This window comes from Pseudomonas sp. FSO-7 (assembly GCF_059579345.1).
Genome location: NZ_CM184193.1, coordinates 5,645,732 through 5,658,856, shown reverse-complemented (window position 1 = coordinate 5,658,856; position 13,125 = coordinate 5,645,732). Strand labels below are relative to the sequence as shown.

Sequence of the window (13,125 nt, the reverse complement as noted above, 5' to 3'; positions counted from 1 at the left end):
GATGACTTCGATGGGGCAGGTGCACCGCCAGCGGGGCATGGCATTGCTGGTCAGTCTGGTCTTCCTGTTGCTGCTGACGCTGATCGGCCTGTCGTCGATGCAGAGCGCCACCCTCCAGGAAAAAATGACCAGCAGCGTCATGCTGCGCAACCAGTCGTTCCAGGTGGCCGAGGCGGCGCTGAGGGTGGGGGAAAGCGCGGTGCAGGTTGAAACGTATTCGTTGCCGATGTGCACCACCACGACCCAGTGCGCACCACCGGCCGAGTCGGCGACCCTGACGGGCGCGGGGCGCAATTCGTCGTCGGGAGTGCTCTGGGTTGCCGCCGCCGGTGGGTTTTATGGTGTGCAGAACATCGGCACGACGCTCACGGCGGTCAACGTGCCGGTCAACACGTCGGCGACGCTGTACCGGATCACGGCGGTGGCGGTGGTGGGCAATAACCAGCGCAGCGTGGTGGAGAGCATCTATGCCAAATATTAAGGCGCTTCGCGGCGGGTGGCAGGCGTTGTGGGGGGCGTTGCTCAGCCTTTACCTGGCGGCGCCGGCCTGTGCGTTCACGCCTTCGGACTCGCCTTTGCTGAGTGCCGCCGCCGTGACGCCGAACGTGATGCTGCTGATCGATGATTCGGGGAGCATGAATAACATCATCTGGGCGGCCGGGTTCGATCCGACGGCGACGCAAACACGCACTTATGCGTGCAGCGCCAGTAACAACTGCAATGACAGGTATGAGCTGGATCTGGACGACTCGAACATCTTGTTGATGAGCCTGTTGCGTGGCGGCTGCTCGTCTGGCTGGTACGGTTTCTATCGACCCAGCATCGGGCGGGTCTGCCTTCGCTTGCCAGACCCTGTGGGAGGTGGTAATACCCGTTACACCGGCAGATACCTGGCGTATCTGGTGACCCTGGCCAACGGCTCGAGCCGGGACTTCACCACCGGCACGATTCCCAACGATTATCGAATCAACGTGGCGCGGGATGTGTCCAACGACTTGGTCGCCGGCAATCGTGCCTTGCGCATCGGCCTCGCCACGTTCAACCCGCCCAACAGCAGCAATTCCGGCCCAGGGGGCTACATCGCGCGCGCCATCAGCGACCTGTCACCGGTCAGCGGCAGCGTGACTCAGACCCAGGCCGACAGCAACTACAGCGCCCTGATCAACGCCATCAACGGTTTGGGCGCTATTGCGAACACACCCTTGGCGGAAAGCTATTACGAAGTCACGCGCTATTTCAGGGGCATGGCGCCTTACTACAATGCAACGCCCGCCACCTACACCAGCCCGGTCCAGTACCGTTGCCAGAAAAACTTCGGCGTAGTGATCACCGACGGCTTGCCCACCTATGACCGGACGTTCCCCACCAACGACCCGCTGGGTGGCTCCCGGCTGCCGAATTGGGATGGGATCAGCAACAACGATGGCGCCGATCCCCTCGGCAATGCGGAGGGCGATACGCTTTACCTGGACGACATCGCCAAGTTCGCCTTCGACATCGACATGCGCTCCACCGGCACCGACGCCACCGGCAAGAGCTGGAACGCCACGGATTTTCCCCGGCAATACCTCAATACCTACACCGTGGGTTTTGCCGTCACCAACCAGATGTTGTCCGACGCTGCCCGTTACGGGGCGGGCAAGTATTATCCGGCGAGCGACAGCGAAGGCCTGAACTCAGCGTTGGCCTCTGCCCTGAGCGACATCACCTCCAAGGCCGGCTCCGGGGGCGGCGGCACCACCAACGCCGCTACATTGTCGAGCACCTCTAGCTACTACCAGACCACTTATGACCCCAAGGACTGGCGCGGCACCATCCGGGCGTTTGGCTTCACCACGGCGGGCACGGTCAACACGGCAGCGCTGCAGTGGACCACTGACACCGCCATCGTGCCCGGCGCCACGGCACCGATCTATCAGTCCTGGAACACCGCGACCAACGTGCCGGTGACCCTGGCCTACGGCAACTTTTCGCCGGCCCAGCAAACCAGCCTCAGCCAGAACCTGCCCACGGGGATCACCGGCAATGACCTGGTGGAGTGGAGCAAGGGCATCAACAAAACCGGCCTGAAGGTGCGCAGCGCGTTGCTGGGGGACATCATCAATTCGCCGCTGGTGCTGGCATCGCCCAACGACCAGACCGCTGCGGACCTGCTCAACGACACCAGCTACAGCACCTACCTGGCGACCAAGGCGACGAACATGAGCACCAGCCTGGTGGTGAATGGCAACGATGGCTTTTTCAGTGTCATCAACAGTGCCAACGGCACGCGGCGTTACGCCTACATGCCGTCGAGCGTGCTGCCCTCGCTGCAGGACATCGCCGACACCAACTACATCAACGGCGTGAGCCACAAGTTTCTGGTGGATGGGCAGGTCGGTGTATTCGACGTGCAATCGGGGAGCGCCTGGAAGACCGTGACCCTGGGCGGCACGGGTGCCGGGGGCAAAACGTTCTTCGCGGTGCAGCTGTTCGATGCGGCGGCGGGCAATGCGTTTCGGGCGCTGTGGGAAATCAGCGCGCCCACCGTTGCCAACACGGCCAACGCCCTCAATGACCTGGGCTATGCCTACGCACGCCCTGAAGTCGCGCGCCTGGCGGACGGTCGCTGGGCGGCGTTCATCGCCAATGGCTATGGCAGCAACAGCGGCGTGGCGGCTTTGTACGTGGTGGATATCCGCGACGGTTCGCTGATCCGCAAAATCGTCATCAACAGCAGTGAGACCGATAACGGCCTGTCGTCGGTCAAGTTGCGGGTCAACTCCCAGAATGTCGTGCAGGCCGCCTACGGTGGCGACTTGAAAGGGCGGATGTGGAAATTCGACCTCAGCGGCACCTCGCCCACCGCATGGGGCCTGGCATTTGCTGGCCAGCCGTTGTTCACCGCCCCCGGCGGCGCGACCCAGCCGATTACCGTGCAGCCTCTGCTGGCAGACAACCCCCAAGGCGGCACCCAGGTATTTTTCGGTACCGGCAAGTTCAACGAAGCGGCCGACAAGCTCAACAAGGATCTGCAAGCGTTCTATTCGATCTGGGACGCCACGGGTGGCGGGGGGCAAATCACCGTGTCGAGCCTGCAAGCCCAGTCGATCACCGGGGTGTTTTCAGGCAGCACCGGACAGTTCGTGACCACCAGCCAGACCGACGTGACGTATCCTGCGAAGAAGGGCTGGTACCTGCCCTTGGTGTACAACAATGCGCTGACCGGGGAGCGGGTCATCAACCCGGCCAACCTGGTGCTCGGGCGCGTGATCTTTACCACGGCCGCCGTGGACACCACCGACCCTTGCGCCAGCTTCGGTACTGGCAAACTGATCGAATTGGATGCGTTCAACGGTAAGATGCTCAACTATGCGGTACTCGATACCAACAACGATGGTTCGCTCACCAGCCTGGATACGATTTCCGCTGGCGTGGTGTTCACGGGCGGTATCCCGACCCTGAGTGCCGTCGTCAGTGCCAACGGGGCCACCAATATGATCGTGAACGATTCCGGTGGCGGTATTACCGACCTGCTGGGCAAATCCGTCGGCGGCAGCCGCCGCATCATGTGGCGGCAAATACAATGAGGGCAAGGCATGCGCAGATCCAACCGGGGTTTCACCTTGATCGAAATCATGATCGTGATCGCGATTATCGGTATCGTGATCACCGTCGGCTATCCGAGCCTGACCGAATACATGAAGAAGGGCCGACGCGCTGAAATTGCTGGGCTCTTGTCCGAGCAGGCGCAGATTCTCGAGCGCAACTACTCAAAGAACAACGTCTACACCAATGCCACCGGGCTGAGCAGCGGCAACGATTTCTACACCATTACCCAGACGCTGGCGGACCAGAGTTTCACCCTGACCGCTGTGCGCAAGAGCGGCTCGTCCATGGCGACGGACAAGTGCGGTGATTTCACCATCAACAATACCGGCGTACGCGGCATGCTCAACGCCACCGCGGGGCTGACCACCAAGGATTGTTGGGGGCGCTGAGTTTCTTTGATCCGGGCGCGCTTTTGCGCCCTTTGTTTTAGTGAGTCGAATCAGAACATGACCAGGCAACAGCAAGTGGTGATTGTCGGTGGCGGAGTCATCGGCCTGCTGACGGCGTTCAATCTGGCGTCCGAAGGGCAACGTGTGGTGCTGCTGGACCGCTCCAATGTCGGCCAGGAATCGTCCTGGGCCGGCGGCGGCATCGTTTCGCCGTTGTACCCCTGGCGCTACAGCCCGGCGGTCACGGCGCTGGCCCATTGGTCGCAGGATTTTTATCCACAGCTGGGCGAGCGATTGTTCGCCGCCACCGGGATCGATCCGCAAGTGCACGTGACCGGACTGTATTGGCTGGATCTGGACGACCAGGACGAAGCGTTGGCCTGGGCTGAGCGGGAAGGGCGCCCGCTACGGGCTGTGGATATCTCGGCGGTCCACGATGCCGTGCCGGTGCTGGGCGCGGGTTTTTCCCGGGCGATCTACATGGCCGACGTGGCCAACGTGCGCAATCCGCGGTTGGTGAAGTCCCTCAAGGCAGCGTTGCTGGCGCTGCCTAATGTCACGCTTCATGAGCATTGCGAAGTCAGTGGGTTCATTCGCGACGGTGGGCGTGTGGTGGGTGTGCACAGCTCTGCTGGCGAAATTCGTGGTGATGAGGTGGTTTTGGCCGCTGGTGCCTGGAGTGGCGAGTTGCTCAAGACCTTGGGCTTGAAGTTGCCGGTCGAGCCGGTCAAGGGCCAGATGATTCTGTACAAGTGCGCCTCGGATTTTTTGTCGAGCATGGTCCTGGCCAAGGGACGCTATGCGATTCCGCGTCGTGATGGGCATATTCTGGTTGGCAGTACGCTGGAGCGCGAAGGTTTCGACAAGACCCCTACCGATACGGCGCTGGAGAGTTTGAAGGCTTCGGCGCAGCAGTTGATTCCGGCATTGGCGGGGGCTGAGGTGGTGGGGCATTGGGCTGGGTTGCGGCCCGGGTCGCCTGAAGGTATTCCCTATATTGGCGAGGTGCCGGGGGTTGCGGGGTTGTGGTTGAACTGTGGGCATTATCGCAATGGGCTGGTGTTGGCGCCGGCGTCGTGTCAGTTGTTTACGGATCTGATGTTGGGGCGTGAGCCGGTGATTGATCCTGCGCCTTATGCGCCGGCGGGGCGGTTGTAAGGTTCGGTTTTGATACAGTTCTTGTGCTCAGATTCAACTGTGGGAGCGAGCTTGCTCGCGGTGGCGGCCTGACAGCCGGCCAGGATGTTGTTGATCGAGTACATATCCATTGCTGCGGTAACGGCCGCTTAGGGTTCCGCCCTTACGGCGGCTCACTTTTGAGAAGCGCAAAAGTAACCAAAACGCTCTTGCCCCACCACTCGGTGCCTCGCCTGGGCTCGGCATGCCCGAACGAAGGCATTGCTCCGTGGGCCCGCCGCGAAGGGCCATCCATGGCCCAGCGCGGCTACCTCGGCATCCATGCCGAGGTGCCCACTGCGCAATGCCCTCGTTCGGCCATCGTGGTTAACGGGGCGCCCCAGATCAAAATCAAAAGCGAGGCGGCCTGATAGCCGACCTGGTTCTTCCCGGTGGTACACCAATCAGATTTTGTGGGAGCAAAGCTTGCTCGCGAGGCGGCCTGACAGCCGACCTGGTTCTTCCGGTCGTACACCTATCCAATTGTGGGAGCGAGCCTGCTCGCGAAGGCGGTGGCACATCCAACGCTGATGCAAGCTGATCCACTGCTATCGCGAGCAAGCTCGCTCCCACAGGGATTTGCAGTGGCCGCAAATCTGCAGATCGCCACCGAGCCCTTGTGGGAGCGAGCTTGCTCGCGATGAAGCCGGCACATCCAGCATTACCGCTAACTGATACACCGCCTTCGCGAGCAAGCCCGCTCCCACAGGAGAAACGCGATCACCCTAAATCAGGTCGGCTGTTAGGCCGCCTCGCGGTGGACGTTGATCTCAGCGCCCCGTTAACCACGCTGGCCGAACGCAGGCATTGTGGAGTGGGCATCCCGGCATGGATGCCGGGATAGCCGCGCTGGGCCATGGATGGCCCTTCGCGGCGGGCCCACGGAGCAATGCCTTCGTTCGGGCATGCCGAGCCCAGGCGAGGCACCAAGTGGTGGGGCAGAAGCGTTTTGGTTACTTTTGACTGGGCCGGCTTCCGGGCTTTTCAAAAGTGACCCGCTGTAAGAGCGGAACCCTAAGCAGCCGTTACCGCAGAAACGGATATACACACCGCCCTCACAGCCGACCAAGCTTTGTGGGAATGGTCGGACAAGATTCTGATTCGAGCCGAATTTTCCGACGAGTTCTGGCGGTTGCCGGGTGAGAAGAACTCTGGCTAACCTTTTCCCGTCGCTGCCAATTCAGCGTCCGGGCGTCGCGGCCCGAAAAACTTGGTAATCCATTCCCTCTTTGGAGTACCGCAATGAGTGACAAACCCCTACCACCTTCAGAAACCAATAACACTTCTCCTGACTCCAGCCTTAATCCAAAAGGGCTTGATGAAGCCGCCAAACGCGCCCTCGACTATTACCTTGGCCCAAAACCCGAAGCCAAAAAGAAACCAACCTCAAACCAGCTATTCACTGTAGTGGACGGCATCGACACCGAATGCCTCCTCACCAACCTCAGCGAAACCCTGGCCTCTGCCAACGCAACGATCAGCGACCTGGCCTTCGAACTTGAAGGCTCGCGGCGACATATCGCCTTGGGAGTACAGCAATTGATTGAGTTGAGTGAGTTATTGGCCAATCGTGTTCTGGACGAGCGGGTACCTGTGCCGGAGGGCTAGAGAGCGGCGTTACAGAGGGGGGATGCCGAACCTGTGGCGAGGGAGCTTGCTCCCGCTGGGGTGCGAAGCGGCCCCCAAACCTGACACCTTGGTGTATCAGGTTGATTGATTCGATGCTTTTGGGGCTGCTGTGCAGCCCAGCGGGAGCAAGCTCCCTCGCCACAGGGGAATACGCGGGCTTCGAAACCGGGGCTCAATCCAGGCCGAGTTTCTTCAACCGATACCGCATCGACCGAAACGACAACTTCAACCGCTGCGCCGCCGCCGTACGGTTCCAGCGGGTTTCCTCCAGTGCTTGAAGGATCAGCTTGCGCTCGACGTCTTCCAGATAATCCTCCAGATTGTCGACCTGCATCAAATCGGGATTGCCTGCCTCAGGCGCACTATTGCCCTCGGCCAGGCGCAGGTCATCCGCCTCGATCTGTTGCTGCTCACAAAGGGTATAGGCCCGTTCGAGCATGTTCTCCAGCTCTCGCACATTCCCCGGGAAACGGTAGTTTTGCAGCGCGGCCAGGGCCTGGGGATGGAGTTTTACTGCGGGGCTGCCGGTGCTGGCCGCCAGGCGCTGGAGCATGTGATTGGCCAGGGGCTCGATGTCTTCGCGGCGTTCACGCAAGGGCGGCACGCGCAGCTCGATGACGTTCAGCCGGTAATACAAATCCTGACGAAAGCGCCCAGCGGCGACTTCGGCATCCAGGTCCTTGTGGGTGGCGCAGAGGATTCGCACATCCACCACTTCTTCCTGCTGGCCGCCCACGGCGCGCACGGCTTTTTCCTGAATGGCCCGCAACAGCTTGACCTGCATCGCCAGGGGCAGGTCGGCCACTTCATCGAGGAACAAGGTCCCGCCATGGGCCGCCTGGAACAGACCGGGCTTGTCTTCGATGGCACCGCTGAAGCTGCCTTTGCGGTGGCCAAAGAACTCGCTTTCCATCAGTTCCGTGGGAATCGCCCCACAGTTGACCGGCACAAAGCCCTGGTTGGCACGGGGGCCTTGTTCGTGGATCAGTCGGGCGACCAGTTCCTTGCCGCAGCCCGACTCCCCACTGATGTACACCGGGGCCTGGCTGCGGGCGAGTTTTTCGATCTGTTTGCGCACGCTGCGCATCGGCGGCGAGTCGCCCAGCAGGCAGCGCTCGATGGTGCTGGTCGGTGTGGCGACGGCTGGCAGGCGCAGGGCACTGGTGACCAGCTCCCGCAGCCGCCCCAGGTCGACCGGCTTGGTCAGGAAGTCGAAGGCGCCGGCCTTGAGGGCGTCGATGGCGGTTTCCAGGCTGCCGTAGGCCGTGATCATCGCCACGGGCAGTTGTGGATAACGTTGCTGGATGTGCTGCACCAGCTCCAGGCCGGTGCCATCGGGCAGGCGCATATCGGTCAGACACAGGTCGAAGGCATCCCCCGCCAGCAGCGCCTGGGCCTCGGCAAGGTTCTTGGCGCTGCGGGTGTCGAGTTTCATCCGGCCCAGGGTGATGTCCAGGAGTTCGCGGATGTCCGGTTCGTCATCGACGATCAGGATTCGTTGCCGTGAGCGATTGTTCAAATCTGTTTCCGTCCGTGAGCAAAGGTGATGCGAAAGCAGGCGCCGCCTTGGCGTGGTTTGAAGTCTAGGCGGGCCTGGTTGCTTTCGCACAGCTCACGGGACAGATAGAGCCCAAGACCGGTGCCCTGGCTGCTGGTGGTAAAGAAGGGTTCGAACAGATGCGCCTGCTGCTCGGGCGTTACACCGGGGCCGTTGTCGATGATGTCCAGGGTCGACAGCTGGCTGTGGGGGTCGATGAACAGTTTCAACCAGGCCTCGGCCTGTTCATGGGCCATTGCGCTGTGGCGCCAGGCGTTGCGCAGCAGGTTGTCGAGTACCTGGGTGAGCTGGTCGGGGTCCATCAGCGTGGTGTAGTCCCCCGGGTCGATGCTCAGGTGCAAGCGCTGGTGTTCGGCCATGCTTTCGCGGGCCTGCCGGACGAATGGGTCGAGCCAGGTGCGCAGGTCGAGACGCTGGGGTGTGGTTTGCTGGCGACGAGACAGTTGCAAGACGTTTTCAATGACGCGATTCATTCGTTGGGAGTGATCTTGAATAATCTGCGTCAGACGCCGATCCGCGTCGTTCAGTTCCTCGGATTCGCGCAGCAATTGCGCCGCGTGACTGATCGCGCCCAAGGGGTTGCGGATTTCATGGGCGATACCAGCGGTCAGGCGCCCGAGGGAGGCGAGTTTCAACTGCTGAGCCTGCTGGGAGACCTGGGCGAGGTCTTCAAGGAAAACCAGAATTTGATGCTGATCGTGATGGCCCAGGGCGATGAAGCTGGGTTGCAAGGTCAGGCCCGTGCCGGCAACGGTCAGGCTGGGCGGGCGCAGGCTGGGATTGTTCCGCCACAATTGCAGGCGTTCGACCAGGGCAGTGGAGTAATCGTCGAGCTGCTGGCCGACCAGGTCGTGCATGCCCAGCAGGTTCAATGCGCTCTCGTTGGCCAGTTGCACCCGCCGCTGCCGGTCGAGCACCAGGATACCGGTGCGCATGCGTTGCAGGATCAGGGCGTTGAGCGCCTCCAGGCCGATCACTTCGCTGGCGCGTTGCTCGGCCAGGGTTTCACTGGCTTCCAGGCGTCGGGTCAGGCCTTGCACCAGCAGCGCGGCGGCAAAGCACAGTGCCCCGAGGGTGCCGGCCTGCAAATAGCTGCTGGGACGGTTCGAGTCGCTCAAGCCAAGAAAGAAACTCGAACCGACGATGCCGAGGGTGGCGACGGCCGCGATCAACAGGCCGATCCTGCCTCGCAACAGCGTGTTACCGATGGCCACCGAGACGATGATCAGGTTGCCAATGGCACTGGGCACACCGCCGGCTGCGAAAAACAGCCACGAAAGCAACAGCACATCGGTGAGGGCCAGGCCGAACAGCCGGGCAGGGCGGCGGGTGTTTTCAAGGAACACCACCAGCAGGATGTTCAGCACCAGGTACAACCAACTGCCGCTGCGCAGCAGGTCGTCGTTGGCGAACTCCAGCAGGCGGTTGTCCATGTTGCTGGAGATCAGCAGCACCAGCGTGATGCCGATACTCAGGCGGTAGAGGTGATAGAGGCGCAGCAGGCGCTGCGTCTGCTTCTCGCGTGGGCTTGAGGCCTCAGCGCTCACGACTGCCCGGGCCTTGCTCGAGGTGAGCCTGGCTGCAATACCATTGTTGTTCGAGGGCCAGTGCCCGGTCACGGGGCAGGTGTACGCCGCAATGGGCGCAGCGCACCATGGGCGGTGCGTCGTACTCTCGGGGAGCGTTCGGCGCGGAGGAGGCACCCTTGAACTTGCGCCAGAACCATACCGCGGCGGCAATCAGGGCGATCCAGAACAGTAAACGAAGCATGATGGGCGGCTTTTTGGCTAGAGATCAGGCAGTTTAGCCAAGGACTGGAACGGCGCACAGCGCAATAAAACCCAGGCATAAAAAAGGGAGACCCTCGGGTCTCCCTTTTTTGTTGATGCCTTGGCCTCAGTCGAACAGGCCGAAGGTCATGTAGCTGAACCAGGATCGGTCGCTGGACTCGTTCTCAGGTTCTTCTTCCTCGATCACGTCGCCATTTTCGTCCTTGGGCTTGAGTTCGTTCGGGATGGCTTCCTTGGCATCCTGGAATTGACGCTGCACGTCCTGGTTGGCGCGGGTTTCGCCCGGCGGCAGGGGTGGACGGGACTCGATCAGGCCCAGGGTCGCCTTGCTCAGCCACGAACGGTTGTCGGCTTCGTCGACCCGTGGGGTGAACTGACCATCGACCAGCGACGGGTGATCCGGGTAGTTCAGCTTCAGGGTTTCCAGGCTGGTGGCCGCCAGGTCGTCCAGGTGCAGGCGTTGGTAGGCTTCGGTCATCACCGCCAGGCCATCACCCACCGAAGGGGTTTCCTGGAAGTTTTCCACCACGTAGCGGCCACGGTTGGCGGCGGCGACGTAGGCCTGACGGGTCAGGTAGTAGTCGGCCACGTGGATTTCGTAGGACGCCAGCAGGTTGCGCAGATAAATCATGCGCTGCTTGGCGTCCGGCGAGTAGCGGCTATTGGGGAAGCGGCTGGTCAGCTGGGCGAACTCGTTGTAGGAGTCGCGCGCGGCGCCCGGGTCACGCTTGGTCATGTCCAGCGGCAGGAAGCGCGCCAGCAGGCCGACGTCCTGGTCGAAGGAGGTCAGGCCCTTGAGGTAATAGGCGTAATCGACGTTCGGGTGCTGCGGGTGCAGACGAATGAAACGCTCGGCGGCGGATTTGGCGGCTTCCGGCTCGGCGTTCTTGTAGTTGGCGTAGATCAGCTCCAACTGGGCCTGATCGGCGTAACGACCGAACGGATACCGCGATTCCAGCGCCTTCAGCTTGGCGGTGGCGCTGGTATAGCTGTTGTTATCCAGGTCGTTCTGCGCCTGTTGGTACAGTTCGACTTCGCTCAGGTTTTCGTCTACGACTTCCTTCGACGAGCAAGCAGCAGTCAATGCGAGGATGGCGATCAGCAGCAGGTGTTTCACTTGCATGGCGGCTTGCGTCCCTATGACGGCCGCTGTCTTGGGCGGGGCCGTCCTGTTATGATGAGCGCCCCGTTGAAAGCCTCGGGGCAAAAGACGCCGTATTTAACCACAAGCGCGCAGCCGAAACCAAAGGCTGTGCCGACGCCCAGTCCGAGCATGTCCGATAAAATAGAACTTCGCGCAGAGGTGCCGTCCGAATTGGGCGGCCAACGCCTCGATCAAGTCGCCGCACAACTCTTTGCCGAGCACTCTCGCTCGCGCCTTTCCGCCTGGATCAAGGACGGCCGCCTGACTGTGGATGGGGCGGTGATTCGTCCGCGCGACATCGTCCATGGCGGCGCCATCCTCGAACTGACTGCCGAGCAGGAGGCCCAGGGAGAATGGGTCGCCCAGGACATTGCCCTGGACATCGTCTATGAAGACGATGACATCCTGGTGATCAACAAGCCCGCGGGCCTGGTGGTGCACCCGGCGGCCGGTCATGCCGACGGCACGCTGCTCAATGCCTTGCTGCACCACGTACCGGACATCATCAATGTGCCCCGTGCCGGCATCGTGCACCGCCTGGACAAGGACACCACCGGCCTGATGGTGGTGGCCAAGACCATCCAGGCGCAGACACAGCTGGTCACACAGTTGCAAAGCCGCAGTGTCAGCCGCATCTATGAATGCATCGTGATCGGGGTCGTCACCGCCGGTGGCAAGATCAACGCCCCGATCGGTCGACACGGCCAGCAGCGCCAGCGCATGGCGGTAATGGAAGGGGGCAAGCAGGCGGTCAGTCATTACCGCGTGCTGGAGCGTTTCCGTTCCCACACGCACGTGCGGGTCAAGCTGGAAACCGGCCGTACTCACCAGATTCGTGTGCACATGGCCCACATCAACTTCCCGTTGGTGGGCGATCCGGCTTATGGCGGTCGTTTCCGCATTCCGCCAGCCGCCAGCCAGACCATGGTCGAATCGCTGAAGAATTTCCCGCGCCAGGCGCTGCACGCGCGTTTCCTGGAACTGGATCATCCGACGACCGGCAAGCGCATGAGCTGGGAGTCGCCGTTGCCGGATGATTTCGTCTGGCTGCTGACGTTGCTCAAGCAGGACCGCGAGGCGTTCATCGGATGAGTGACTGGCTGATACCCGACTGGCCCGCGCCGGCCCGGGTCAAGGCCTGCGTCACCACCCGCGAGGGCGGCGTCAGCCTGGCGCCGTTCGACAGCCTCAACCTGGGCGACCATGTGGGCGACGACCCCACGGCCGTCGCCGAAAACCGCCGTCGCCTCACCGATCAATTCGTCATCACCCCGGCCTGGCTGCAGCAGGTCCACGGCATTGCCGTGGTCGAGGCTGACCCGGCCCAGGTGGCGACCGCCGATGCCAGTTGGACCACCACGCCGGGTATCGCCTGCACGGCGATGACCGCCGATTGCCTGCCGGTGCTGTTCTGCAACCGTGCCGGCACCCGCGTCGCGGCGGCCCATGCCGGTTGGCGCGGGCTGGCGAACGGTGTGCTGGAAGCCACCCTCGACAGCCTTGCCGTGCCCGCGGATGAAATCCTGGCCTGGCTTGGCCCGGCCATCGGCCCGCAAGCCTTCGAAGTCGGGCCGGAAGTGCGTGAAGCCTTCATCGCGCAACTGCCTGAAGCGGCACACGCTTTTGTCGCGAGCCCCAATGCCGGCAAGTTTCTGGCCGATATCTATGCGTTGGCACGGCTGCGCCTGGCCGCACGGGGTGTCACGGCGGTCTACGGTGGCGGTTTCTGTACCGTGACCGACTCACGCTTCTTTTCCTACCGCCGCAATCCGCGCACCGGTCGCTTCGCCTCGCTGATCTGGATCGAACGCTAGACTTCTCTGATCTGCATCAAGGGCGCCCGGCTTG

Annotated in this window: 11 protein-coding genes; 7 read left to right on the top strand and 4 right to left on the bottom strand. The window is 62.1% G+C overall.

Translation table 11 applies throughout. The features are described 5' to 3' along the window. Position 1 precedes the first annotated feature (1 nt). From AC515T_RS24785 to AC515T_RS24765, 5 genes are all read left to right on the top strand, one after another. Positions 2 to 481: a pilus assembly PilX family protein gene (locus AC515T_RS24785; RefSeq protein ID WP_496530378.1), complete on the top strand. Its 480-nt coding sequence runs from the start codon at positions 2 to 4 to the stop codon at positions 479 to 481. Continuing rightward, positions 468 to 3,569 (top strand): pilus assembly protein, encoded by a 3,102-nt coding sequence (locus AC515T_RS24780; RefSeq protein ID WP_496530377.1) that lies wholly within the window; start codon positions 468 to 470, stop codon positions 3,567 to 3,569. Before AC515T_RS24785 ends, AC515T_RS24780 begins: the two co-directional genes overlap by 14 nt. Before the next feature lie 9 nt (positions 3,570 to 3,578). Beyond that, positions 3,579 to 3,980: a type IV pilin protein gene (locus AC515T_RS24775; protein ID WP_496530376.1), complete on the top strand. Its 402-nt coding sequence runs from the start codon at positions 3,579 to 3,581 to the stop codon at positions 3,978 to 3,980. A 57-nt stretch (positions 3,981 to 4,037) separates the two neighbouring features. Continuing rightward, positions 4,038 to 5,138, top strand: coding sequence for a glycine oxidase ThiO (gene thiO / locus AC515T_RS24770; protein ID WP_496530375.1), 1,101 nt, complete (start codon positions 4,038 to 4,040; stop codon positions 5,136 to 5,138). 1,260 nt (positions 5,139 to 6,398) lie between these two features. Continuing rightward, entirely contained in the window at positions 6,399 to 6,764 is a 366-nt protein-coding gene (locus AC515T_RS24765) for a DUF6124 family protein (RefSeq protein WP_496530374.1), read from the top strand. A 193-nt stretch (positions 6,765 to 6,957) separates the two neighbouring features. Here the strand turns inward: AC515T_RS24765 and AC515T_RS24760 are convergent, their stop codons facing one another. The 4 genes from AC515T_RS24760 to AC515T_RS24745 form a co-directional block, all read right to left on the bottom strand. Then, on the bottom strand, positions 6,958 to 8,304 hold the full coding sequence (locus AC515T_RS24760) for a sigma-54-dependent transcriptional regulator (protein WP_496530373.1): 1,347 nt from the start codon (positions 8,302 to 8,304) through the stop codon (positions 6,958 to 6,960). Continuing rightward, complete coding sequence (locus AC515T_RS24755) at positions 8,301 to 9,890, bottom strand: ATP-binding protein (protein WP_496530372.1); 1,590 nt, start codon at positions 9,888 to 9,890, stop codon at positions 8,301 to 8,303. The genes AC515T_RS24760 and AC515T_RS24755 overlap by 4 nt, the downstream gene beginning before the upstream one ends. Then, positions 9,880 to 10,113 (bottom strand): PP0621 family protein, encoded by a 234-nt coding sequence (locus AC515T_RS24750; RefSeq protein ID WP_496530371.1) that lies wholly within the window; start codon positions 10,111 to 10,113, stop codon positions 9,880 to 9,882. Before AC515T_RS24750 ends, AC515T_RS24755 begins: the two co-directional genes overlap by 11 nt. Before the next feature lie 126 nt (positions 10,114 to 10,239). After that, complete coding sequence (locus tag AC515T_RS24745; protein WP_058546854.1) at positions 10,240 to 11,256, bottom strand: outer membrane protein assembly factor BamD; 1,017 nt, start codon at positions 11,254 to 11,256, stop codon at positions 10,240 to 10,242. 150 nt (positions 11,257 to 11,406) lie between these two features. On the opposite strand from AC515T_RS24745, the gene rluD reads away from it, so the two are divergent. Both rluD and pgeF read left to right on the top strand, forming a co-directional pair. Continuing rightward, complete coding sequence (rluD, locus tag AC515T_RS24740) at positions 11,407 to 12,369, top strand: 23S rRNA pseudouridine(1911/1915/1917) synthase RluD (RefSeq protein WP_003205696.1); 963 nt, start codon at positions 11,407 to 11,409, stop codon at positions 12,367 to 12,369. Next, positions 12,366 to 13,091, top strand: a complete 726-nt coding sequence (gene pgeF, locus AC515T_RS24735) for a peptidoglycan editing factor PgeF (protein WP_496530370.1) — start codon at positions 12,366 to 12,368, stop codon at positions 13,089 to 13,091. Before rluD ends, pgeF begins: the two co-directional genes overlap by 4 nt. Positions 13,092 to 13,125 lie beyond the last annotated feature (34 nt).